This is a genomic window from Pseudomonas japonica (genome assembly GCF_013522925.1).
In the GTDB taxonomy this organism is placed as follows: Bacteria; Pseudomonadota; Gammaproteobacteria; order Pseudomonadales; family Pseudomonadaceae; genus Aquipseudomonas; species Aquipseudomonas japonica_A.
The window spans coordinates 139,966-162,268 of the sequence record NZ_JAAMQU010000013.1 but is presented as its reverse complement, the minus strand read 5'-3'; the positions used below and the strand labels follow the sequence as shown (position 1 = coordinate 162,268).

Here is a 22,303-nt window from a genome sequence, read left to right as displayed (position 1 = left end):
CATGCAAAAGATTCGTCGTGACGACGAGATCATCGTGATCGCCGGCAAAGACAAGGGCAAGCGCGGTAAGGTGCTGAAGGTTCTCGCTGACGACCGTCTGGTCGTTGGCGGGGTCAACCTGGTCAAGCGTCATACCAAGCCGAATCCGATGGCTGGCATTCAAGGCGGTATCGTCGAGAAAGAAGCGCCTCTGCACGCTTCCAACGTTGCCATTTTCAATGGTGAAACCAACAAGGCTGACCGCGTTGGCTTCAAAGTAGAAGACGGCAAGAAAATTCGTGTCTTCAAGTCGACCCAGAAAGCGGTTGATGCTTGAACACTGCTAGGTAGAAGACAATGGCACGACTGAAAGAGATTTACCGGAAGGAAATCGCTCCCAAGCTTAAGGAAGAACTTAAGCTGGGCAACGTGATGGAAGTTCCGCGCGTTACCAAGATCACCTTGAACATGGGTCTGGGCGAAGCGATCGGCGACAAGAAAGTCATCGAGCACGCTGTTGCCGACCTGGAAAAGATCACTGGCCAGAAGCCTGTCGTCACCTACGCCCGCAAATCCATTGCAGGCTTCAAGGTGCGTGAGGGCTGGCCGATCGGCGTCAAGGTAACCCTGCGTCGCGATCGTATGTATGAATTCCTGGATCGTCTGCTGTCGATCTCCCTGCCTCGGGTTCGCGACTTCCGCGGCCTGAATGCCAAGTCCTTCGATGGCCGTGGCAACTACAGCATGGGTGTCAAAGAGCAGATCATCTTCCCGGAAATCGATTACGACAAGATCGATGCTCTTCGCGGTCTGGACATCACCCTGACCACTACCGCCCGTTCGGACGACGAAGGCCGCGCTCTGCTGCGTGCGTTCAAGTTCCCGTTCCGTAACTGATAGGAGTCGGACCATGGCTAAGACGAGCATGAAAAACCGTGAGCTGAAGCGTCAGCAAACGGTAGCCAAGTACGCCAAAAAGCGTGCCGAGCTGAAAGCGACCATCGTCAACCTGAATGCAACTCCAGAAGAGCGCTGGGCAGCCAGCGTCGCTCTGCAGAAGCAGCCACGTGACGCCAGCGCATCGCGCCTGCGCAATCGTTGCCGCCTGACCGGTCGTCCTCACGGTGTTTACCGTAAGTTCGGCCTGGCGCGTAACATGCTGCGCCAAGCTGCAATGCGTGGTGACGTACCAGGCCTGGTCAAGGCCAGCTGGTAAGTCGCAACCGCGGCGGAGTCATCCGCCGCTGGTCACGCAATACGATCAAGCCCCTTCTGGGGCTTGATTCGTTTCCGGGGTGTGACTAGAATGACCGGCTCGCCTGAGCCCGGGTATTTTCCTGGGCGATTGAGCAGGCGATTTTTGCAGCCGAAAGGCTCGTTTTTTTTGTATCAGGAGCGTCTAGCCCATGAGTATGCAGGACCCGTTAGCGGACATGCTAACTCGCATCCGTAATGCCCAGATGGCTGAAAAGTCCGTCGTCAGCATGCCTTCCTCCACGTTGAAGGTTGCGGTAGCCAAAGTTCTGAAGGACGAAGGTTACATCGCGGGTTATCAGGTCACCGGTGAAGCCAAGCCTTCGCTGTCCATCGAGCTGAAGTACTTCGAAGGCCGTCCGGTCATCGAGGAAGTCAAGCGCGTCAGCCGTCCTGGCCTGCGTCAGTACAAATCCGTTGATGATCTGCCAAAAGTTCGTGGCGGTCTCGGCGTATCCATCGTCTCCACCAACAAAGGTGTGATGACGGATCGTGCTGCGCGCGCTGCCGGTGTCGGCGGCGAAGTCCTTTGCACTGTGTTCTAAGGGGGGATAAGCATGTCTCGCGTCGCTAAGAACCCCGTCAGGCTGCCAGCCGGCGTTGAAGTTAAATTCGCTGGTCAGCAACTGTCGATCAAGGGTGCCAAGGGTACTCTCGAGCTGAACGTTCACGCTTCTGTTGAAGTAGTCGAAGAGGGTGGCGAACTGCGTTTCTCCGCTCGTAACGGCGACCAGCAGACTCGCGCAATGGCCGGCACCACTCGTGCACTGGTCAACAACATGGTGCAGGGCGTAAGCCAAGGCTTCGAGCGCAAGCTCCAGCTGGTTGGCGTAGGTTACAAGGCTCAGGCCAAGGGTGAAGTTCTGTCCCTGGCACTCGGTTTCTCGCACCCGGTTGAATATCAGCTGCCGCAAGGCGTTACCGCTGAAACTCCAAGCCAGACCGATATCGTGATCAAGGGTATCGACAAGCAGCTCGTTGGCCAGGTTGCCGCGGAAATCCGCGACTTCCGTCGTCCAGAGCCGTACAAAGGCAAGGGTGTCCGTTACGCGGATGAAGTCGTCCGCCGTAAAGAAGCCAAGAAGAAGTAGGGCCTAGCAAATGACCGACAAAAAAGTTACTCGTCTGCGTCGCGCTCGCAAGGCACGCCTGAAAATGCACGAGCTCGAAGCCGTGCGTCTGTGCGTGTATCGCTCTTCGCAGCACATTTATGCCCAGGTCATTTCGGCCGACGGCAGCAAGGTCCTGGCAAGCGCTTCGACCTTGGACAAAGAACTGCGTGATGGCGCCACCGGCAACATCGACGCCGCCACTAAGGTTGGCCAGCTGGTCGCTGAGCGTGCGAAAGCCGCTGGCGTTTCCCAAGTGGCTTTCGACCGTTCTGGCTTCAAGTACCACGGCCGCGTCAAGGCGCTGGCTGATGCTGCTCGTGAAGGCGGGCTGGAGTTCTAAGTTATGGCAAATAACGATCAAAAGCGCGACGAAGGCTACATCGAGAAGCTGGTTCAGGTTAACCGCGTTGCCAAGACCGTAAAAGGCGGTCGTATCTTCACCTTCACCGCGTTGACCGTGGTAGGTGATGGCAAGGGCCGCGTCGGCTTCGGCCGTGGCAAGTCCCGCGAAGTGCCTGCAGCTATCCAGAAAGCAATGGAAGCCGCTCGCCGCAATATGATTCAGGTAGATCTGAACGGCACCACCCTGCAGTACGCTACCAAGGCCGCCCATGGCGCGTCCAAGGTGTACATGCAGCCCGCTTCCGAAGGTACCGGCATCATCGCCGGTGGCGCAATGCGTGCCGTCCTGGAAGTTGCTGGTGTTCAGAACGTTCTGGCCAAGTGCTACGGTTCGACCAACCCGGTCAACGTGGTGCACGCCACTTTCAATGGTCTGAAAGCCATGCAGTCCCCTGATTCGATCGCCGCCAAGCGCGGCAAGAGCGTCGAGGAGATTCTGTAATGTCTGCAACCTTGAAAGTTACCTTGATCAAGAGCACCGCCGGCCGCCTGCCTAACCACAAACTGTGTGTTAAAGGCCTGGGTCTGCGTCGCATCGGTCACACCGTGGAAGTCCTGGATACTCCCGAGAATCGCGGGATGATCAACAAGGCTTACTACATGCTGCGCGTCGAGGGTTAATCGATGAAACTCAATGATCTGAGTCCAGCGCCGGGTTCCCGTCGCGAGAAGCATCGTCCGGGTCGTGGTATCGGTAGCGGTCTGGGCAAAACCGGTGGCCGCGGCCACAAGGGTCAGACCTCCCGCTCCGGTGGCACCATTGCTCCTGGCTTTGAAGGCGGTCAACAGCCGCTGCACCGTCGTCTGCCGAAGTTCGGCTTTGTTTCGCTGAAAGCCATGGACCGCGCAGAAGTGCGTACGTCCGAGCTGGCCAAGGTGGAAGGCGATGTCGTCACTCTGCAATCCCTCAAGGATGCCAACGTGATCAACCAGAACGTACAGCGTGTGAAAATCATGCTGTCGGGCGAGGTTACTCGTGCGGTCACCCTCAAGGGCATCGCCGCCACCAAAGGTGCGCGTGCGGCTATCGAAGCAGCTGGCGGCAAGTTCGAGGAATAAATGGCTAAGCAAGGTGCTCTCTCAGCGCTCAGCAAAGGTGGGGGTTTGTCCGAACTCTGGGCCCGTTTGCGTTTCCTGTTCCTGGCGATCATCGTCTACAGGATCGGCGCACACATCCCGGTGCCAGGCATCAACCCTGACCGGCTGGCGGACCTGTTCCGACAGAATGAGGGGACCATTCTTAGCCTGTTCAACATGTTTTCCGGCGGCGCGCTTGAACGCATGAGCATCTTTGCATTGGGGATCATGCCGTACATCTCGGCATCGATCATCATGCAGCTGATGACCGCGATCAGCCCGCAGCTGGAGCAGTTGAAGAAGGAAGGTGAATCTGGCCGTCGCAAGATCAGCCAGTACACCCGCTACGGCACTGTCGCCCTGGCACTGGTTCAAGCCATTGGCATGTCCATTGGCCTGGCCAACCAGGGTGTCGCGTTTTCTGCAGGCTTCGGTTTCTACTTCGTGGCAGTTTCCACCTTCGTGGCGGGCGCGCTGTTCATGATGTGGCTGGGCGAGCAGATTACCGAACGCGGTGTCGGCAACGGTATCTCGATGTTGATTTTCTCGGGTATCGTGGCCGGTCTTCCGAGAGCGATCGGGCAGTCTTTCGAGTCTGCACGCATGGGTGATATCAACATCTTTGCCCTGATTGCGATCGGTTTGCTGGCAGTAGCGATCATCGGTTTCGTGGTGTTCATCGAGCGTGGTCAGCGCCGTATTGCGGTGCACTACGCCAAGCGTCAGCAGGGCCGCAAGGTCTTTGCTGCGCAGACCAGCCACCTGCCGTTGAAGGTGAACATGGCGGGGGTAATCCCGGCCATTTTCGCGAGCAGCATTCTGCTGTTCCCGGCTTCGCTGGGTGCCTGGTTCGGTCAGTCTGAAGGTATGGGCTGGCTGCAGGACGTCTCGCAGTCGATCGCTCCTGGTCAGCCGTTGAACATCTTGCTGTTTACCGCAGGGATCATTTTCTTCTGCTTCTTCTATACAGCGTTGATGTTCAACCCGAAAGACGTAGCGGAAAACCTGAAGAAGTCCGGTGCCTTTATTCCGGGCATCCGTCCAGGCGAGCAGTCGGCACGCTACATTGATGGCGTTCTGACCCGCTTGACCATGTTCGGTGCTCTATACATGACGGCCGTGTGCCTGCTTCCCCAGTTCCTTGTGGTTGCGGCAAACGTTCCGTTCTACCTTGGCGGGACCTCGTTGCTGATTGTGGTAGTGGTTGTGATGGACTTTATGGCCCAAGTACAATCCCACCTCGTTTCGCACCAGTACGAATCCCTGATGAAGAAAGCCAACCTGAAGGGCTACGGCGGCAGCAACCTGCTGCGCTGAGTCGCCCATAAGGTTCGAGGAGTTGGTGATGAAAGTTCGTGCATCGGTGAAAAAGCTGTGCCGCAACTGCAAGATTATCCGCCGCGAAGGCGTCGTGCGGGTGATCTGCAGCGCGGAACCACGTCACAAGCAGCGCCAAGGCTGATTGTGAGCTGTGTTTAAGCCCGGCAGCTAGTGTGCTGCCGGGTTGATTAATTGTTTCTACAGCGATATCATCTCGCGCCCTATTTCTTGGCTTCCGGGGCGCAGGTAGCTGTCAATTGGAGTCCCACTGAATGGCCCGTATTGCAGGCGTTAACATTCCAGATAACAAGCATGCTGTTATCTCGCTGACCTACATCTATGGTGTTGGTCGCACCACCGCGCAAAAAATCTGCGCGGACGCCGGTGTAAACCCGGCTGCGAAGATCAAGGATCTGAGCGACGAGCAAATCGAACTGCTGCGTGGCGAAGTTGCGAAGTTCACCACCGAAGGTGACCTGCGTCGCGACATCAACATGAAGATCAAGCGCTTGATGGACCTGGGTTGCTACCGTGGCCTGCGTCATCGCCGCGGTCTGCCGGTTCGCGGTCAGCGTACCAAGACCAACGCCCGTACCCGTAAGGGCCCGCGCAAGCCGATCCGCAAGTAATCGCGCCAGCGAATCGACAGGAATATAGTCATGGCAAAACCTGCTGCTCGTCCTCGTAAAAAAGTCAAAAAGACAGTGGTTGATGGCATCGCCCACATCCACGCGTCTTTCAACAACACCATCGTGACCATTACCGACCGTCAAGGTAACGCCCTGTCCTGGGCTACCTCCGGTGGTTCGGGTTTCCGCGGTTCACGCAAGTCCACTCCGTTCGCTGCTCAGGTAGCTGCTGAACGTGCTGGGCAAGCTGCGCTGGAATATGGCCTGAAAAACCTCGACGTAAACGTCAAGGGTCCAGGTCCAGGTCGTGAGTCCGCTGTCCGTGCTTTGAACGGCTGTGGCTACAAGATCGCCAGCATCACCGACGTGACGCCAATCCCGCATAACGGGTGCCGTCCGCCGAAGAAGCGCCGCGTGTAATTCAGGAGACGATAGATAATGGCTCGTTACATTGGTCCAAAATGCAAGCTGGCTCGTCGTGAAGGCACTGACCTGTTCCTGAAAAGCGGCGTCCGCGCTCTGGAATCCAAGTGCAATATCGAAGCAGCCCCAGGTATCCACGGCCAGCGCCGTGGCCGTCAGTCCGACTACGGCACCCAGCTGCGTGAGAAACAAAAGGTTCGTCGTATCTACGGCGTGCTCGAGCGTCAGTTCAGCGGCTACTACAAGCAAGCCGCCAGCCAGAAGGGCGCCACCGGCGAAAACCTTCTGCAGCTGCTCGAGTGCCGTCTGGACAACGTCGTTTACCGTATGGGCTTTGGCGCTACCCGTGCCGAGTCCCGCCAACTGGTTTCGCACAAAGCGATCTCGGTCAATGGCCAGACTGTAAACGTACCGTCCTACCAGGTTCGCGCAGGTGACGTGGTTGCAGTTCGTGAGAAGGCAAAAAACCAGCTGCGCATCGCTCAAGCCCTTGAGCTGTGTTCCCAGCGTGGCCGCGTTGAGTGGGTTGACGTAGACACCGAGAAGAAATCCGGCACTTTCAAAAGTGTTCCGGCTCGCAGTGATCTGTCCGCCGACATCAACGAAAACCTGATCGTCGAGCTCTACTCCAAGTAAGGGCTAGAAAGTAGGTGCATCCATGCAGATTTCGGTAAATGAGTTTCTGACGCCCCGCCATATTGATGTGCAGGTCGTCAGCCCAACCCGCGCCAAGATCACGCTCGAGCCTCTCGAGCGCGGTTTCGGCCACACCCTGGGCAACGCGCTGCGTCGCATCCTGTTGTCCTCCATGCCTGGCTGTGCAGTTGTAGAAGCCGAGATCGACGGTGTACTCCATGAGTACAGCGCCATTGAAGGTGTTCAGGAAGACGTCATTGAAATCCTGCTCAACCTGAAAGGTCTGGCCATCAAGCTGCACGGTCGTGACGAAGTTACGCTGACCTTGTCCAAAAAAGGTTCGGGGGTGGTTACCGCTGCCGATATTCAGCTGGATCATGATGTCGAGATCGTCAATCCCGAACACGTGATCGCGAACCTGGCGTCTAACGGCGCCTTGAACATGAAGCTAGTAGTAGCTCGTGGTCGCGGTTACGAGCCGGCTGACTCGCGTCAGAGCGACGATGACGAAAGCCGCAGCATTGGTCGCTTGCAGCTGGATGCTTCGTTCAGCCCGGTTCGCCGTATCGCTTACGTGGTGGAAAACGCCCGTGTCGAGCAGCGCACCAACCTGGACAAGCTGGTCATCGACCTGGAAACCAACGGTACCCTGGACCCGGAAGAAGCTATCCGTCGTGCCGCGACCATCCTGCAACAGCAGCTGGCCGCGTTCGTGGATCTGAAGGGTGACAGTGAGCCAGTCGTTATCGAGCAGGAAGACGAGATCGATCCGATCCTTCTTCGCCCGGTTGATGATCTGGAGTTGACTGTACGTTCGGCTAACTGCCTTAAGGCGGAAAACATTTACTACATCGGTGACCTGATTCAGCGCACTGAAGTAGAACTGTTGAAGACTCCGAACCTGGGCAAGAAGTCCCTGACCGAAATCAAGGACGTCTTGGCCTCCCGCGGTCTTTCCCTCGGCATGCGCCTCGATAACTGGCCGCCGGCAAGTCTTAAGAAGGACGACAAGGCTACGGCCTGATCGTCGTAATCACCGAACGTAGAGTTTCGGTAAGGAATGAACCATGCGTCATCGTAAAAGTGGTCGTCATCTGAGCCGCACCAGCGCGCACCGCAAGGCCATGTTCCAAAACATGGCGGTGTCGCTGTTCGAACACGAACTGATCAAAACCACCCTTCCGAAAGCCAAGGAACTGCGCCGGGTTGCCGAGCCGCTGATCACCCTGGCCAAGGAAGACAGCGTTGCCAACCGTCGTCTGGCTTTCGACCGTACCCGGTCGAAGTCCGCCGTAGGCAAGCTGTTCAACGACCTGGGCAAGCGCTACGCCACCCGTCCAGGTGGCTACCTGCGCATCCTCAAGTGCGGTTTCCGCGCCGGGGACAACGCGCCTATGGCCTATGTTGAGCTGGTTGACCGTCCGGTCGGCGGCGTCGTTGAAGCAGCCGAATAAGGCGCGCTTCGACTCACAGAAAACCGAGCTTAGGCTCGGTTTTTTGTTTTCTGTAGGTTAGTAAAATTCTATCAGCCAGCTCGGGTTAATAAATTGGCCCGCTTCGCTACAACTCCGGATACTTGCTGCAACCGGCCTACACCGGAACGCACGTTAGATGGAGAAGTACGAAATGAGCGATACAAAGACCCTCACCACCGCCAGTGGTGCGCCTGTTGCCGATAACCAGAATTCCCGATCCGCTGGCCCCCGTGGCCCGCTGCTGCTCGACGACTTTCACCTGGTCGAGAAGCTCGCTCATTTCAACCGCGAGAACATTCCTGAGCGCCGTGTACATGCCAAGGGCTCAGGCGCCTACGGTACCTTTACCGTAACCCGGGACATCACCCGTTTCTCTTCCGCCAAATTGTTCAGCGACATTGGCAAACAGACGCCCATTTTCCTGCGCTTCTCTACCGTGGGTGGCGAGCGTGGCTCGGCAGATACCGAACGCGACCCGCGCGGGTTTGCAGTGAAGTTCTATACCGAAGAGGGCAACTGGGACATCGTGGGTAACAACACCCCCGTGTTCTTCATCCGCGACCCGCTCAAGTTCCCGGACTTTATCCACACCCAGAAGCGCCTGCCGCAAAGCAACCTGAAGAGCGCGCAAATGATGTGGGACTTCTGGTCTCACTCGCCTGAAGCGCTCCACCAGGTGACGATTCTGTTCAGTGACCGGGGCATCCCGGACGGCTACAGGCACATGCATGGCTTTGGTAGCCACACCTACAGCCTGATCAATGCCCGTGGTGAGCGGGTTTGGGTGAAGTGGCACTACAAGACGCAGCAGGGCATCAAGAACCTGGCCCCGGCCGACGCCGCACGTATCGCCGGCACTGATCCGGATTATGCACAGCGCGACCTGTTCAACGCGATCGACCGTGGAGACTATCCACGCTGGACCGTGTGCATCCAGGTAATGACGGAAGAGCAGGCTAACCAGCGCGTCGAAAACCCCTTCGACGTCACCAAGGTCTGGTCGCAGAAGGAATTCCCGCTGATCGAAGTCGGTACCCTGGAGCTCAATCGCAACCCGCTCAACTATTTTGCTGAAGTCGAGCAGGCTGCCTTCGGCCCAAGCAACATGATCCCGGGCGTAGGGCTTTCGCCTGACCGGATGCTGCAAGGGCGGGTATTCGCCTATGCCGACGCCCACCGCTACCGCGTAGGTACCAACTTCCAGCAACTGCCGGTGAACGCTCCGCTGAGCCCGGTGAACAACTACCAGCGCGACGGGGCCATGCGGTTCGGAAGCAACGGCGGCCCGCTGCCTAACTACGAGCCAAACAGCTACAGCTCTGCGCCCAAGCAGGTACCGGCCTATGTCGAGCCAGCATTGGCATTGAGCGGCAGCGCGGACCGCTACGACCACCGCACCGACGGTGACTACTACAGCCAGGCGCGCGCCTTGTTCCAGCTGATGAGTGAGGATCAGAAAGCGCTGCTGATCAGCAACATCGCAGGGGCCATGCGCGGGGTCACGGAAGATGTGGTAAACCGCCAGCTGCAACACTTCTATCAGGTTGATCCGGCCTACGGCGAAGGCATCGCGAGCGCCTTGGGGGTATCGCTGAGCTAAGTCGAAACGCGAACAGGAACCGCCCTCATTTGGGCGGTTTTCGCATCTGTATGCTACTTAATTGCAGAAAATCGCGATTTTTAGTCGCCTGCGGATCGACCCGGGCCCGGCATTGGTTCAAACTATACTTCTTTCAAACGTGACGAGATGTGGGCCATGCAAGGTCATCCGGATGTAATCGACTACCTCAATACGCTGCTGACCGGCGAACTCGCTGCCCGCGATCAGTACTTCATTCACTCGCGCATGTACGAAGACTGGGGCTTTGCCAAGCTCTACGAGCGTATCAATCACGAGATGGAAGAAGAGGCTGGCCATGCGGACGCTTTGATGCGCCGCATCCTCATGCTTGAAGGTACGCCGCGCATGCGCCCAGACGATCTCGATGTGGGCACTACTGTCCCGGAGATGCTCGAAAGCGACCTGCGCCTGGAGTACAAGGTGAGGGCCGCGCTGTGCAAAGGCATTGCCCTGTGTGAGCAACACCGCGACTACGTCAGCCGCGACATCCTCAAGGTTCAGCTCTCGGATACCGAGGAAGACCACACCTACTGGCTCGAAAAGCAGCTTGGCCTGATCAAGAGCATTGGATTGCAGAATTACCTGCAATCACAGATGGGTAACTGATAGGTTTTGGTCCGCAGGCTTCGCCTGCTCCTACGCGCGGTGCGCAGGAGCAGGCGATCCCGTTATGCCTTATCCCTCTCCAGCAGCGGCTTGAGGTACTTGCCGGTATAGGATTGCGACATCTTCGTGACCTGTTCCGGCGTGCCGCAGGCAATGATCTGCCCCCCACGTGAACCGCCCTCCGGCCCCAGGTCAACCAGCCAGTCCGCCGTCTTGATCACATCCAGGTTGTGCTCGATCACTACCACTGTATTGCCGTGGTCGCGCAGGCGGTGAAGCACGTCGAGCAGCTGCTGGATGTCCGCGAAGTGCAAGCCCGTCGTCGGTTCGTCGAGGATGTACAGGGTTTTGCCCGTGTCACGCTTGGACAGCTCCCGCGACAGCTTGACCCGCTGGGCCTCACCACCGGACAGCGTCGTCGCCGATTGCCCCAGCTTGATATACGACAGCCCTACATCCATCAGCGTTTGTAGCTTGCGAGCGAGTGCCGGTACGGCATCGAAGAAGGTGCGTGCCTCCTCGATGGTCATCTCCAGCACTTCGTCGATGCTCTTACCCTTGTAGCGGATTTCGAGGGTTTCGCGGTTATAGCGCTTGCTCTTGCACACATCGCAAGGCACGTAGATGTCCGGCAGGAAGTGCATTTCCACCTTGATCAGGCCGTCACCTTGGCACGCTTCGCAGCGGCCGCCCTTCACGTTGAACGAGAAGCGGCCCGGGCCATAGCCTCGCGCGCGCGCCTCGGGCACACCGGCAAACAGCTCGCGGATGGGTGTGAACAGCCCGGTATAGGTCGCAGGGTTGGAGCGCGGCGTGCGGCCGATCGGGCTTTGGTCGATGTCCACCACCTTATCCAGGTGCTGCAGCCCATCGATGCTGTCGTGCGGAGCCGCTTCCAGCGTAGTGGCGCCGTTAAGCGCAGTGGCGCTGAGCGGGAACAAGGTATTGTTGATCAGCGTGGACTTACCCGAGCCAGACACACCCGTTACACAGGTGAGAAGGCCAATAGGGATTTCCAGGTCCACATTGCGCAGGTTATTGCCGCGCGCGCCCTTGATCGTCAGGGAGAGCTTCTTGTCACGAGGGGTGCGTTTTTCCGGATAGATGATCTTTTTGCGGCCCGACAGGTAAGCGCCCGTCAGGGAGTCCGGATGTGCCATCACCTCCTCGGGGGTGCCTTCGGCGACAATAGAGCCCCCATGTACGCCCGCGCCAGGCCCGATGTCCACAACATAGTCCGCAAGCCGAATGGCGTCTTCGTCATGTTCCACCACGATCACCGTATTACCGATATCCCGCAGGTGATTGAGCGTGGCGAGCAAGCGGTCGTTGTCGCGCTGGTGCAGGCCAATGGACGGTTCGTCCAGAATGTACATCACCCCCACCAGGCCGGCGCCGATCTGGCTGGCCAGCCGGATGCGCTGGGCCTCGCCGCCAGACAAGGTATCGGCGCTGCGGTCCAGCGTCAGGTAGTCCAGGCCCACGTTCACCAGGAACTGCAGGCGTTCGCGGATTTCCTTGAGAATCTTGTCGGCGATCTCGCCCTTGCGGCCGGTCAGCTGCAAGCCGCCGAAATAGTCCCAGGCTTCGCCGATAGGCAAACCGGTTACCGCCGGCAGCGTTTTCTCGCCCACCCATACATGGCGCGACTCCCTGCGCAGCCGGGTGCCGCGGCACTCCGGGCACGGCTGGGTGCTGAGGTATTTGGCCAGGTCCTCGCGTACGCTGGCGGATTCCGTTTCCCTGTAGCGCCGCTCCAGGTTCGGCACAATGCCTTCGAACGGGTGCGAGCGTTTGACGATATCGCCGCGGTCGTTGAGGTAGCGGAAGTCCACGTTGTCGCGCCCGCTGCCGTACAGCAGCAGCTTCTGCTTCTCGGCGGGCAACTCCCCGAAGGGCTTCTCCAGGCTGAACTTGTAATGAGCCGCCAGCGAGCCAAGCATCTGGAAGTAATAAACGTTACGCCTGTCCCAGCCACGAATGGCGCCCTCACCGAGCGTAAGCTCGCCGTTCACCAGGCGTTTGGGGTCGAAGAACTGCTTCACGCCCAGGCCGTCGCAGGTAGGGCAGGCGCCTGCAGGGTTGTTGAACGAGAACAGCTTGGGCTCGAGCTCGCTGATAGCATGGCCACACACCGGGCAGGCGAAGCGGGCGGAGAAAATGATCTCTTCACCCTTGTCGTCTTCGTCCATCGGCGCAACCAAGGCGATACCGTCGGCCAGCTTCAGCGCGGTCTCGAACGATTCAGCCAAGCGCTGTTGCAGGTCGGCACGTACCTTGAAGCGATCCACCACCACATCGATGGTGTGCTTCTTCTGCTTGTCCAGCTTGGGCGCTTCATCCAGCTCATGCAGCTTGCCGTTGATGCGCGCGCGCACAAAGCCCTGAGCGCGCAGCTCTTCCAGTACGCTGAGGTGCTCGCCCTTGCGCTCGCGGATCACCGGGGCCAGCAGCATCAGCCTGCGGCCCTCCGGCTCGGCGAGCACCAGGTCGACCATCTGCGACACGGTTTGCGCTTCCAGCGGGATGTCATGGTCCGGGCAGCGCGGCGTGCCCACACGGGCATACAGCAAGCGCAGGTAGTCGTAGATCTCGGTGATGGTACCCACGGTCGAACGCGGGTTGTGGGACGTGGATTTTTGCTCGATGGAAATGGCGGGGGAAAGCCCTTCGATGGTGTCGACGTCCGGCTTTTCCATCATCGAGAGGAACTGGCGGGCGTAGGCAGACAGCGATTCCACATACCGGCGCTGGCCCTCGGCATACAACGTATCGAACGCCAGCGACGACTTTCCGGAGCCAGAGAGGCCAGTGATAACGATCAGTTTGTCGCGGGGAAGCGTAAGGTCAATGTTTTTCAGGTTGTGGGTACGTGCCCCACGAATCAGGATCTTGTCCAAGGCGGCCTCGCTCGGCGGGCATAAACACGGAAGTATACGGGGCAGGGCAGGGAAGCAGTACTTCCCTGCGGCTTATAAGCCCAAGGGCTGGTCATGGGGCGCTAGCCATGAAGATCCGTTCATGTGGCATAGCGTCACTCAATGTGCCGTTACACGATCGGACTGGTAGAATCTCGGCCGGTTCACACGAGGTAATTCCATGCAAGATCTCCACAGCGAACGCATGAGTGGCGGCGAAACCCGCGCTGCCGCCGGCCTGGCGCTGGTGTTCGCCTTTCGCATGCTGGGCATGTTCATGGTGCTGCCGGTACTGGCCACCTACGGGATGGACCTGCCCGGTGCCACGCTGCCGCTGATTGGCCTGGCCATCGGCGCCTACGGCCTTACCCAGGCGGTATTGCAGATCCCCTTCGGGATGGTGTCCGACCGTATCGGCCGGCTGCCGGTGATCTACGTCGGGTTGGTGATCTTCGCCATCGGCAGCGTGGTCGCAGCCCAGGCAGACACCATCTGGGGCGTGATCTTCGGGCGGGTGCTGCAAGGCGCCGGTGCGATATCGGCCGCCGTGATGGCCTTGCTGTCGGACCTCACCCGCGAGCAGCACCGCACCAAGGCCATGGCCATGATCGGCATGAGCATCGGCGTGTCGTTCGCCGTCGCCATGGTAGTAGGCCCATTGCTTACCCGCGCGTTCGGCCTCAAGGGCCTGTTCATCGCTACCGCCGTGCTGGCGCTGGTGGGCATGTTGATCATCGCGTTCGTAGTGCCGCGGTCCACCCGCGTGCTGCAACACCGGGAATCTGGCGTTGCCCGCCAGGCGCTGGGCCCTACTTTGCGCCACCCGGACCTGCTGCGCCTGGACGCGGGCATCTTCATTCTGCACGCCATCTTGATGTCCAGCTTTGTCGCACTGCCGCTGGCCTACGTAGAGCGCGCCGGGCTGCCGAAGGAACAACACTGGTGGGTGTACCTCACCGCGTTGTTCATCTCATTCTTTGCAATGGTTCCGTTCATTATCTACGGCGAAAAAAAGCGCAAGATGAAGCGTGTCCTCGTGGGGGCGATCGTGGTGCTGGCGCTGACTGAGCTGTACTTCTGGGCGTTCGCGCAAAGCCTGACCGCGCTAGTGATCGGCACCGTGGTGTTCTTCACCGCGTTCAACCTGCTGGAGGCCTCGCTGCCGTCGCTGGTGAGCAAGGTGTCGCCAGCCGGTGGAAAGGGCACCGCCATGGGGGTGTACTCCACCAGCCAGTTCCTCGGCGCGGCGCTGGGCGGGATACTCGGCGGCTGGATGTTCCAGCATGGCGGGCTGGGCGGGGTGTTCCTCGGCTGCGCCGTATTGCTCATGCTGTGGGTGGCCATTGCTGGTACTATGCGCGAACCACCCTATGTCACCAGCCTGCGCCTGCCGCTATCGCCCGAGTCGGTGAAGGATGCCGGGTTGAGCGAGCGGTTGATGGCCGCCCCCGGGGTGACAGACGCCGTGGTGGTGGCCAATGAGGCCGCCATCTACATCAAATTTGATACGAAAATTTTGGACCGCACCGCCCTGGACGCGCTGGTAAACCCGCGCCAGAGCACGTGCGGCGCCTAGGAGAACGTTATGGCCCGCGGGGTTAACAAAGTTATATTGGTCGGCACTTGCGGCCAGGATCCTGAAGTACGCTACCTGCCCAACGGCAACGCGGTGACCAACGTGAGCTTGGCCACCAGCGAGCAGTGGACCGACAAGCAGAGCGGCCAGAAGGTCGAGCGCACCGAATGGCACCGCGTGTCCCTGTTCGGCAAGGTTGCCGAAATCGCCGGTAACTACCTGCGTAAAGGCTCGCAGGTATACATCGAAGGCAAGCTGCAAACCCGCGAGTGGGAAAAAGACGGTATCAAGCGTTACACCACGGAAATCATCGTAGACATGCAAGGCACCATGCAGCTGCTGGGTGGCCGCCCGCAGGGTGACCAACAAGGCGGTGGCGACTACAACCAGGCCCCGGCGCCTCGCCAACAGGCCCCGCGCCCGCAGTCCCAGCCTCAGCAATCCCGCCCGGCGCCCCAGCAGCAGCCGGCGCAACAGCCGTCGAATGACTTCGACAGCTTTGATGATGATATTCCGTTCTGAAGTGTAGGTTTTTCAGAACAGTAAATATGAAAAGCGAAGCCATTGATTTGGCTTCGCTTTTTTATTGTTTACAGATTTTTGCGGAGTAGGAGCTACATTTGTTAAGCGTTCACCTTTCAAAGGTGTAAACAAATGGCCCTCAATCCCTACGCGGTAAAGACGCTCGTATTGACTTCCGGGGAGCGGTTGCCGGTGCTGATTGCATTGGCCACGGGGGCCCCCCTATTCGAGCCGTCTGTTTACGTGCTCAGCGAGATTCGGGCTACCAACAGAGCGAGCAACACGATTGACCAGGTCTTGCGATCAATCATGGTGTTGCAGCTATTCCTCGACTCGAGCGGGATTGATATCCAGCAGCGTATCCGCCAGGGCGAGGTTTTTCGTCTGAACGAGCTCGACGAACTCGTCCGGCACTGCAGGCGGCCTGTTGCGGATCAGCTGAAGCACAGTTCACTTCCGCCTTCTCCGCAATCCCATCGCAAAACGTCTGCGGAAAGTGTGCGGCTTCTTCAACGACAACCTGCGGACGCGGAGGTGGCGGGCCATACCGCTGCTAACCGTATTCGGGTCATCCGCAACTATCTCGATTGGCTAGTGAGATACCACATGGTCAGCTGTCGCTTGGGGGCAACTGAGCGAGAGCGGCTTTGGAATGAATGGACGTCCTGCAAAGATGCGCTGGACGCACGGCTGCCGCGTCATAAGGGCCGGAATTCTATCGGACAGCGGGAAGGGCTTCAGCCAGAGGTGGTAGAGCGACTTCTCAACGTTACGTCGTCAACATCGCCAGAGAACCCTTGGAAAGGGGAAGGCACTTGCATTCGAAACGCTCTCCTATTCCGTTGGTTCTACGAGCTTGGCCTGCGTCGTGGCGAAGTTTTGAACGTAAGGATTCCCGACATTGACTTTCAGTCGGAGCAGCTAACGGTGGCTAGGCGAGCAGATGATCCGCAGGATCCCCGAAAGGACCAGCCTTTGGTCAAGACGCGCGACCGAAAGATTCCGTTATCCCCAGGCCTTTGCAAGCTGACGCACGAATACATCACGAGCACACGGCGATCCTGTGAGGGCGCTAGACGTCACCCATTTCTATTCATCGCCATGGGTACCGGCGCACCTCTATCGCTCAGTGCCGTAAACGCGATCTTCGCCGAACTGCGGAATGCTTTTAATGGTCAGTTCGATACTGTAACTCCGCATGTTCTTCGCCACACTTGGAACGACCGATTCTCGGAGGTAATGGACAATTCGAAGGTTCCCGAAGCCGAAGAGGAGCGTATGCGTTCGTTCCTGATGGGATGGGCGCCGACTTCGCAGACCTCCGTGAATTACACCCGCCGGCACGTCCGGCTGAAAGCTCAACAGGTCTCCCTAGCGATGCAGGCTAAGCAAGTGGAGGGTGAGTCCAGTGATGACTGAAAATCTCGCGATTACCTGTCAATCGTCGAATTATCTGAGCCTGCCAACCACAGTGAGGGCGCGCAGCGGGGCAGTTTTCGATCCAAGTGCCGAACGTTGGACGTTCCATGATGGTCTCCAACCAATCAGTGTGAATTTCGAGAGACTGAGGGAATGTGCGACAGATGAGTTAATCGCGGCTACGAAATTTCCCTTGATTTGGTATGCCGAGAATGCTGAAGCGATGACTGTTGTCAACCTGTTTGGCCATTTTAGGCGATTGCTGGAATCGATATCGGCTGCTCAGGGTCAGCCCGTCAGTATCATCGATGCGCCGCTGCTCGCTAGCTTTCGAGCTTCCCTGACATCGGAAACCGAGTGGAAGCTGGGAGCCTTGAGCGCCTTTTTCAAAAAATGGGACGGTTTGGGCGTCCCTGGCGTGACGAAATCTGCCGTGCGCTTTCTGAAAAGTATCCGCCTCAAAGGGAACCGCAAGGGCACTGCAGTCCTGACGATGGACCCGCTCAAAGGACCGCTTACTGACATTGAGCGCTCGGCCACGCAAGCGGCACTGAACGGTGCCTTTGCCGCCAGGACGATTGCTCTGGATGACTATCTTTTGGCCTGGCTTTGTTTGCTGTTGGGACAGAGGAATATCCAATACGCAATGTTGAAGGTAGGCGATATCCGGGAAGTTACGAAGACCGATGGGTCTATCGAGTATGTGCTTCGGGTCCCTAGGGTTAAGCAGGGAGGGGCGGAGGCCCGGCGGGTGCAATTCAAAGAGCGACTTGTTATCCCCAGCATCGGGAAAATGCTCATAGATTACGCAAGCAGTGTTCGCACACGATTTGAGGATGGCGCCGAGTTCTCCCCTGATCCATCGCAAGCGCCGCTGTTTCCCCAGAAGAGGACGACAAAAAAAGCTCGTCCAGGTTTTCATGAACACACATCACCTAAGGAAATTAGCAACAGAATCAGATCGGTATTTGAAGCCTTGCGGGTGTATTCGGAGCGGACCGGTGAGCCCATCAGGATTAGCTCTAAACGGCTACGACATACGGTGGCTACGTCCGCGGCAAGAGAAGGGCATGGCGAGCTGATCATCGCTGAATTGCTCGACCACAGCGACACTCAGAATGTAGGAATCTATGTGAAAGCTACGCCGGAAATTATCGAGCGAATCGATCGGGCCGTGGCGCTTCGAATGGCACCGCTTGCCCATGCTTTTGCCGGCGTAGTCATTGGGAGCGAGTTAGCGGCAACCCGAGGCGATGATCCGACGAGTCGCATTGTCGATCCCCGATTCGATGAAACGATGAAGCCGATGGGAAACTGTGGCCGCAGCGGACCGTGTGGTTTTATGGCTCCTATCGCTTGCTACACCTGTAGAAACTTCCAGGCTTGGGTCGATGGCCCTCATGAAACGGTGCTGAATTACCTGCTGGCCGAACGGGAACGTCTGATCGACGAGGTAGACACGCGCATCGCAACAGTAAATGACCGTACGATTCTTGCCGTTGCCGAGGTGGTTCAGCTCGCTCGAGAGAGGCGTGGGGAGATGAAGGATGCCTGACAAAATAGTGGTGTTCACCCCAAAGGCAGAGTGGGATGCTGCAGAAAACCTGGGCGAGTTCGTCGCGATGAGTCGCTCTCGACTAACCATTTTCGGTGCCGATCTTCGTTTCGACGAAATGGCCTGGGACGTCACCGACACCACGCTGCCAAAGGGGCATGGGAACCAGCGGGTGCGCATCTATTTTTCTACTCAAGAAACGGTAGACGACATCATGCCAACTCAGATGGCTGAGCCGTTTGTATCGTTCGCAAAGGCGTACGTCCGCTACATGCAGGGATTGCGGCCGACGAAGAATCCTGCGTTTCGAGTCACCGCGCTTCGCGCCCTTGATGCTGCTCATCGTGAGAGCGGTCGATTCAGCCCGTTCCTGATGGATGGCGAAACGTTCAATCGAGCGGCGCGAGTTATCGCTGAGAGGCTGACAGGATCTACGGCTTATCGTGTGGGTTCGCAGCTGGAGTTGATTGCTAGGTTCATGTCAGAACACTGTCTGACAGCGGTTCCACTCTCGTGGCGTAGTCCTATCAAGCGACCGCTTGACTCGGTCCGAGTGGGGGGCGAGTTCGACAAGCGCCGCAGCGAAAAAATGCCATCTCAAGCCGTATTAGACGCGCTTCCTATGACGTTCCACATTGCCACTCAACCCAAGGACATGCTGTTTTCGTCGATTGCCGCAATTCTCTGTTCTGCGCCTGACCGCATCAATGAGGTGTTATTGCTTGCTGAGAACTGTGAGGTTCATGACAAAACGTCAGGCGGAAAAGATGCCTATGGCCTGCGGTGGCGACCGGCTAAGGGGGGGGAACCAATGGTTAAATGGATTATTCCCTCGATGGCTCCGGTTGTCGCTGAGGCCATCGCCAAAATTAGGCGTTTGACGGAAGGCGCACGACGTATTGCTAGATGGTACGAGTTTAATCCTGAAAAACTGTATCTACCGCAGGAGTTAGAGTACCTAAGACGCCAGGAGCTTCTAACGATGGATGAAGTTCAACAGGTGCTATTTCTGGAGGAAGGAACGGCTTCATCTGCGAGACTATGGTGTTTGGCAAATGGTGTGTTGTTGACTAAAAAAGGCAGTCGGGTACACGCGCAATTTACTGATGTCGAACAGGCCGCGATAGCATTACTTTCGGCCGGATTCCCGCTGCTAAATGCGGAGATGGGCATCAGATTCTCTGAGGCGCTTATTGTAGTAAGACGTAATGAACTACACTCAGCGAAAGCTACATTTGGCTGTGTCATTGAGCCACTTAGCATAAATCAGGTCAATACAGCACTCGGAACGAGAAGTGCGCATGGCTTTGAATCGATTTTTGACCGCCTTGGATTTACTGAGCCAGACGGGAGTCCAATCCGAGTTTCTACCCATCAATTCCGCCACTACCTGAATACCCTTGCTCAGGCAGGTGGGATGAGTCAATTGGATATCGCAAAGTGGTCGGGGCGCTTGGATGTCCGCCAGAACGAGGCGTATGACCACGTGACCGCAGATCAAATGGTGGCGAAAATTCGTGAGTCGATTGGCGATCAAACCCTCATGTTTGGTCCGCTTGCCAGGTTGCCAGAAAATATGCCGATTTCACGAGATGAGTTTGCACGGCTTAAAATTCCGACGGCGCACACGACGGATTTAGGCTTCTGCGTGCATGATTACACGATGACGCCATGTCAACGACATGCGGATTGCATCAATTGCAATGAGCACGTCTGTGTTAAGGGCGACGAAGTTAAAGCCATGAGGGTGAGGCGTCGACTTGAAGAGGCGAAGCAGCTCTTGAGTCGTGCTGAGGAGGCAACATCACAAGGTTATTACGGCGCTGATCGATGGATGGAGCATCACCAGAAGACAGTACAGCGGTTAACCCAACTCACGGATGTTTTTGACAATCCGGCGGTTGCGGTTGGCGCTGTTATTCAATTGACGGATGTTCCGGCTTTGGTTTGGCCAGAACCAGAGCAAGTATTAGAGGGGCGTGGCGCATCTGATGGGAGTACGACGCTGGAGCTCTTGGTGATGGCGGAAACTAGCCTTATGAAAGGGCAATAATATGGTTAAGAGGCGGGCGAAAAATATCGATGACTGGACGATCCAAAAAATTGTTAGTGTATTGGATGGATGGGCTGCTAAGCTTTCCTGGGACTTGTTGATTGATGAGATCGAGAAACGCATGGGCATTCGTTACACGCGTCAGGCACTCGATAAGCACGCTCGGATAAAAATTGCGTATCAATGCACAAAGCAAAGGCTAGGAAAGACGCACATTCTTAACCACGAAAGAAAACCAGCTTCCCAAGAGTTTGGGCCGATTATGGAGCGTCTTGAGCGATTGGCTGCAGAGAACGCTCGTCTGCGAGCGGAAAATTGGCATATGTTAGAACAGTTCGTGACTTGGGCTTATAATGCACATTTAAAGGGATTGACGAAGGAGTATCTGAATACTCCTCTTCCCCAGGTGAATCGTGAAGTGACTCTAGGCACACTTGGTAGGAGGGGTAATGGAAAAGTCTAAGCTTTACAACGTATCTGGTTTTAATAACTTGATACGCCGATTGGGCTGGCGGCGCTCTCGCGAACCAGCATCGGCCCATAGTCAGACGTCTTGTGGAACCTTGGCAGTTTACGCCGGTGACTTAATCATACGGTCAGAACTATTAGCTGAATTGGACGCAGAGCGTGGGATAGGGGACACGTTGCGGCACCCTTTGAGGGGCACTCAGAGCGGTTGCGACTCTGCTGACTAGCAGGGCATTCGTATATCGCCGATGCTCCTTGGTTACGCGTAATTTACTAATTTTTATAGATAATTACAGTTTCGCAGACTTGCATATGTTGTCGGTGATAACGGATCAGCAGGCTCAAATGGCCTGGCCAGCCACGCTATTACATAACGGCTCGTACACTCGACCATGGCGGCAACCGCTGGCGGCGCTCTCACTAACCAGCATCGGCCCATCGTCAGACGGCTTGTAGAACCTTGGCAGTTTACGGCGGTGACTTAAGGATACGGCCTGACCTGTTGGCTAAGTGGACGCCGAGCGTGGGAGGGAGGGCGCGTGCCGGGCCATTGAGCAGCACTCGTAGCGGTCGTGACTTTGGTGACTAACGAAAGCATTCGTATATCGCCGACGCTATTCGGTTTTACGTAATCTGCTAATTTTTATAGATAATATCCGTTTCGTAGGCTTTTAGATGATGTCGGTGAAATACGAGTTTGCAGTCTCAATTAGCCTCATTGGACACGCTTTGGCGTATTTTCTCCATAGAAGCAGGAGGCCCTGTCGCATCAATCATCACACGTCTGAGTATGCAAAAAAACCGCCCTTTGGTAGGGCGGTCTTTGTGACGCTTGTATGGATGAGGCCAACAAGCATTACCTCTGTGAAGCATTCGCTACACCAAACTCTAATGCAGATCGTATACTTAGTACAATCTGCATCGGAAAAAAATCGTCCAAAAACGATTTATGCGTGACGATCCTAGCACCTGATGGAACGAGTGGTTTCCACGAACTACTGCTGGGTGACCAGTCTGGTTTTATCGCCGCAGTCGTATATCGCCGACATATCCAGGCCCAGCTATTGCACCTTGTGTTTTAGAGGACTCTGTGTTTATCCCATGGCAAGCCTCACCGGCGGGACCTATGCCCCCAACCTTCTTGGCGGTGTAAGGCCTTCCCCCCCCCCAGGTACAAAAGGCATTGAGGGGCAATCAAGTAGGACAGAGGTATCCTTTGCCGGCTAGTATCCAGGGAAACCCCATGCCACCAGGAAAG

General features: G+C 57.1%; 25 protein-coding genes. 24 read left to right on the top strand and 1 reads right to left on the bottom strand.

The features are described 5' to 3' along the window. The first annotated feature begins 1 nt into the window (after window position 1). The 18 genes from rplX to bfr all read left to right on the top strand — a co-directional run bounded on the left by rplX (window position 2) and on the right by bfr (window position 10,534). The gene (gene rplX / locus G7016_RS20365; RefSeq protein ID WP_040261506.1) at window positions 2-316 is read left to right on the top strand and encodes a 50S ribosomal protein L24; all 315 of its coding nucleotides are present in this window, start codon (window positions 2-4) and stop codon (window positions 314-316) included. Window positions 317-336: 20 nt separating this feature from the next. Further along, window positions 337-876 (top strand): 50S ribosomal protein L5, encoded by a 540-nt coding sequence (rplE, locus tag G7016_RS20360; RefSeq protein WP_181117537.1) that lies wholly within the window; start codon window positions 337-339, stop codon window positions 874-876. Between the two features lie 13 nt (window positions 877-889). After that, on the top strand, window positions 890-1,195 hold the full coding sequence (rpsN, locus tag G7016_RS20355) for a 30S ribosomal protein S14 (RefSeq protein ID WP_181117536.1): 306 nt from the start codon (window positions 890-892) through the stop codon (window positions 1,193-1,195). Window positions 1,196-1,385: 190 nt separating this feature from the next. Further along, a complete protein-coding gene (gene rpsH / locus G7016_RS20350; protein WP_181117535.1) occupies window positions 1,386-1,778 on the top strand; it encodes a 30S ribosomal protein S8 in 393 nt (130 codons plus the stop codon). Window positions 1,779-1,790: 12 nt separating this feature from the next. After that, a complete protein-coding gene (gene rplF, locus G7016_RS20345; RefSeq protein WP_181117534.1) occupies window positions 1,791-2,324 on the top strand; it encodes a 50S ribosomal protein L6 in 534 nt (177 codons plus the stop codon). 10 nt (window positions 2,325-2,334) lie between these two features. After that, complete coding sequence (gene rplR / locus G7016_RS20340) at window positions 2,335-2,685, top strand: 50S ribosomal protein L18 (protein WP_040261511.1); 351 nt, start codon at window positions 2,335-2,337, stop codon at window positions 2,683-2,685. 3 nt (window positions 2,686-2,688) lie between these two features. Beyond that, entirely contained in the window at window positions 2,689-3,189 is a 501-nt protein-coding gene (gene rpsE, locus G7016_RS20335) for a 30S ribosomal protein S5 (RefSeq protein ID WP_181117533.1), read from the top strand. Next, a complete protein-coding gene (gene rpmD, locus G7016_RS20330; protein ID WP_181117532.1) occupies window positions 3,189-3,368 on the top strand; it encodes a 50S ribosomal protein L30 in 180 nt (59 codons plus the stop codon). The genes rpsE and rpmD overlap by 1 nt, the downstream gene beginning before the upstream one ends. 3 nt (window positions 3,369-3,371) lie before the next feature. Then, a complete protein-coding gene (rplO, locus tag G7016_RS20325) occupies window positions 3,372-3,806 on the top strand; it encodes a 50S ribosomal protein L15 (protein ID WP_040261513.1) in 435 nt (144 codons plus the stop codon). Beyond that, window positions 3,807-5,141 (top strand): preprotein translocase subunit SecY, encoded by a 1,335-nt coding sequence (gene secY / locus G7016_RS20320; protein ID WP_181117531.1) that lies wholly within the window; start codon window positions 3,807-3,809, stop codon window positions 5,139-5,141. 28 nt (window positions 5,142-5,169) lie between these two features. Then, a complete protein-coding gene (rpmJ, locus tag G7016_RS20315; protein WP_002555468.1) occupies window positions 5,170-5,286 on the top strand; it encodes a 50S ribosomal protein L36 in 117 nt (38 codons plus the stop codon). A 130-nt stretch (window positions 5,287-5,416) separates the two neighbouring features. Beyond that, the gene (gene rpsM, locus G7016_RS20310; protein ID WP_181117530.1) at window positions 5,417-5,773 is read left to right on the top strand and encodes a 30S ribosomal protein S13; all 357 of its coding nucleotides are present in this window, start codon (window positions 5,417-5,419) and stop codon (window positions 5,771-5,773) included. Between the two features lie 30 nt (window positions 5,774-5,803). After that, a complete protein-coding gene (rpsK, locus tag G7016_RS20305) occupies window positions 5,804-6,193 on the top strand; it encodes a 30S ribosomal protein S11 (protein WP_002555466.1) in 390 nt (129 codons plus the stop codon). Window positions 6,194-6,211: 18 nt separating this feature from the next. Next, the gene (rpsD, locus tag G7016_RS20300; RefSeq protein WP_181117529.1) at window positions 6,212-6,832 is read left to right on the top strand and encodes a 30S ribosomal protein S4; all 621 of its coding nucleotides are present in this window, start codon (window positions 6,212-6,214) and stop codon (window positions 6,830-6,832) included. 22 nt (window positions 6,833-6,854) lie between these two features. Continuing rightward, complete coding sequence (locus G7016_RS20295) at window positions 6,855-7,856, top strand: DNA-directed RNA polymerase subunit alpha (protein WP_040261517.1); 1,002 nt, start codon at window positions 6,855-6,857, stop codon at window positions 7,854-7,856. A gap of 43 nt (window positions 7,857-7,899) precedes the next feature. After that, the gene (gene rplQ, locus G7016_RS20290; RefSeq protein WP_181117528.1) at window positions 7,900-8,286 is read left to right on the top strand and encodes a 50S ribosomal protein L17; all 387 of its coding nucleotides are present in this window, start codon (window positions 7,900-7,902) and stop codon (window positions 8,284-8,286) included. 172 nt (window positions 8,287-8,458) lie between these two features. Next, window positions 8,459-9,907, top strand: a complete 1,449-nt coding sequence (locus tag G7016_RS20285; RefSeq protein WP_181117527.1) for a catalase — start codon at window positions 8,459-8,461, stop codon at window positions 9,905-9,907. A 156-nt stretch (window positions 9,908-10,063) separates the two neighbouring features. Beyond that, a complete protein-coding gene (gene bfr, locus G7016_RS20280; protein WP_181117526.1) occupies window positions 10,064-10,534 on the top strand; it encodes a bacterioferritin in 471 nt (156 codons plus the stop codon). Window positions 10,535-10,596: 62 nt separating this feature from the next. Here the strand turns inward: bfr and uvrA are convergent, their stop codons facing one another. Further along, entirely contained in the window at window positions 10,597-13,434 is a 2,838-nt protein-coding gene (uvrA, locus tag G7016_RS20275) for an excinuclease ABC subunit UvrA (protein WP_181117525.1), read from the bottom strand. Window positions 13,435-13,633: 199 nt separating this feature from the next. Between uvrA and G7016_RS20270 the strand changes: the two genes are divergently transcribed. The 6 genes from G7016_RS20270 to G7016_RS20245 all read left to right on the top strand — a co-directional run bounded on the left by G7016_RS20270 (window position 13,634) and on the right by G7016_RS20245 (window position 21,040). Next, on the top strand, window positions 13,634-15,028 hold the full coding sequence (locus G7016_RS20270; protein WP_181117524.1) for an MFS transporter: 1,395 nt from the start codon (window positions 13,634-13,636) through the stop codon (window positions 15,026-15,028). A 9-nt stretch (window positions 15,029-15,037) separates the two neighbouring features. Beyond that, a complete protein-coding gene (locus G7016_RS20265) occupies window positions 15,038-15,550 on the top strand; it encodes a single-stranded DNA-binding protein (RefSeq protein WP_181117523.1) in 513 nt (170 codons plus the stop codon). A gap of 132 nt (window positions 15,551-15,682) precedes the next feature. Continuing rightward, window positions 15,683-16,969 (top strand): tyrosine-type recombinase/integrase, encoded by a 1,287-nt coding sequence (locus G7016_RS20260; protein WP_181117522.1) that lies wholly within the window; start codon window positions 15,683-15,685, stop codon window positions 16,967-16,969. Continuing rightward, window positions 16,962-18,524 (top strand): site-specific integrase, encoded by a 1,563-nt coding sequence (locus G7016_RS20255; RefSeq protein WP_181117521.1) that lies wholly within the window; start codon window positions 16,962-16,964, stop codon window positions 18,522-18,524. Before G7016_RS20260 ends, G7016_RS20255 begins: the two co-directional genes overlap by 8 nt. Continuing rightward, complete coding sequence (locus G7016_RS20250) at window positions 18,517-20,577, top strand: integrase (protein ID WP_181117520.1); 2,061 nt, start codon at window positions 18,517-18,519, stop codon at window positions 20,575-20,577. The genes G7016_RS20255 and G7016_RS20250 overlap by 8 nt, the downstream gene beginning before the upstream one ends. A gap of 1 nt (window position 20,578) precedes the next feature. After that, complete coding sequence (locus G7016_RS20245; RefSeq protein WP_181117519.1) at window positions 20,579-21,040, top strand: hypothetical protein; 462 nt, start codon at window positions 20,579-20,581, stop codon at window positions 21,038-21,040. Window positions 21,041-22,303: the final 1,263 nt, after the last annotated feature.

Bases quoted from the DNA above. Each gene is read 5' to 3' on its own strand.
- rplX (WP_040261506.1), top strand. From the start codon at position 2: ATGCAAAAGATTCGTCGTGACGACGAGATCATCGTGATCGCCGGCAAA.
- rplE (WP_181117537.1), top strand. From the start codon at position 337: ATGGCACGACTGAAAGAGATTTACCGGAAGGAAATCGCTCCCAAGCTT.
- rpsN (WP_181117536.1), top strand. From the start codon at position 890: ATGGCTAAGACGAGCATGAAAAACCGTGAGCTGAAGCGTCAGCAAACG.
- rpsH (WP_181117535.1), top strand. From the start codon at position 1,386: ATGAGTATGCAGGACCCGTTAGCGGACATGCTAACTCGCATCCGTAAT.
- rplF (WP_181117534.1), top strand. From the start codon at position 1,791: ATGTCTCGCGTCGCTAAGAACCCCGTCAGGCTGCCAGCCGGCGTTGAA.
- rplR (WP_040261511.1), top strand. From the start codon at position 2,335: ATGACCGACAAAAAAGTTACTCGTCTGCGTCGCGCTCGCAAGGCACGC.
- rpsE (WP_181117533.1), top strand. From the start codon at position 2,689: ATGGCAAATAACGATCAAAAGCGCGACGAAGGCTACATCGAGAAGCTG.
- rpmD (WP_181117532.1), top strand. From the start codon at position 3,189: ATGTCTGCAACCTTGAAAGTTACCTTGATCAAGAGCACCGCCGGCCGC.
- rplO (WP_040261513.1), top strand. From the start codon at position 3,372: ATGAAACTCAATGATCTGAGTCCAGCGCCGGGTTCCCGTCGCGAGAAG.
- secY (WP_181117531.1), top strand. From the start codon at position 3,807: ATGGCTAAGCAAGGTGCTCTCTCAGCGCTCAGCAAAGGTGGGGGTTTG.
- rpmJ (WP_002555468.1), top strand. From the start codon at position 5,170: ATGAAAGTTCGTGCATCGGTGAAAAAGCTGTGCCGCAACTGCAAGATT.
- rpsM (WP_181117530.1), top strand. From the start codon at position 5,417: ATGGCCCGTATTGCAGGCGTTAACATTCCAGATAACAAGCATGCTGTT.
- rpsK (WP_002555466.1), top strand. From the start codon at position 5,804: ATGGCAAAACCTGCTGCTCGTCCTCGTAAAAAAGTCAAAAAGACAGTG.
- rpsD (WP_181117529.1), top strand. From the start codon at position 6,212: ATGGCTCGTTACATTGGTCCAAAATGCAAGCTGGCTCGTCGTGAAGGC.
- G7016_RS20295 (WP_040261517.1), top strand. From the start codon at position 6,855: ATGCAGATTTCGGTAAATGAGTTTCTGACGCCCCGCCATATTGATGTG.
- rplQ (WP_181117528.1), top strand. From the start codon at position 7,900: ATGCGTCATCGTAAAAGTGGTCGTCATCTGAGCCGCACCAGCGCGCAC.
- G7016_RS20285 (WP_181117527.1), top strand. From the start codon at position 8,459: ATGAGCGATACAAAGACCCTCACCACCGCCAGTGGTGCGCCTGTTGCC.
- bfr (WP_181117526.1), top strand. From the start codon at position 10,064: ATGCAAGGTCATCCGGATGTAATCGACTACCTCAATACGCTGCTGACC.
- G7016_RS20270 (WP_181117524.1), top strand. From the start codon at position 13,634: ATGCAAGATCTCCACAGCGAACGCATGAGTGGCGGCGAAACCCGCGCT.
- G7016_RS20265 (WP_181117523.1), top strand. From the start codon at position 15,038: ATGGCCCGCGGGGTTAACAAAGTTATATTGGTCGGCACTTGCGGCCAG.
- G7016_RS20260 (WP_181117522.1), top strand. From the start codon at position 15,683: ATGGCCCTCAATCCCTACGCGGTAAAGACGCTCGTATTGACTTCCGGG.
- G7016_RS20255 (WP_181117521.1), top strand. From the start codon at position 16,962: ATGACTGAAAATCTCGCGATTACCTGTCAATCGTCGAATTATCTGAGC.
- G7016_RS20250 (WP_181117520.1), top strand. From the start codon at position 18,517: ATGCCTGACAAAATAGTGGTGTTCACCCCAAAGGCAGAGTGGGATGCT.
- G7016_RS20245 (WP_181117519.1), top strand. From the start codon at position 20,579: ATGGTTAAGAGGCGGGCGAAAAATATCGATGACTGGACGATCCAAAAA.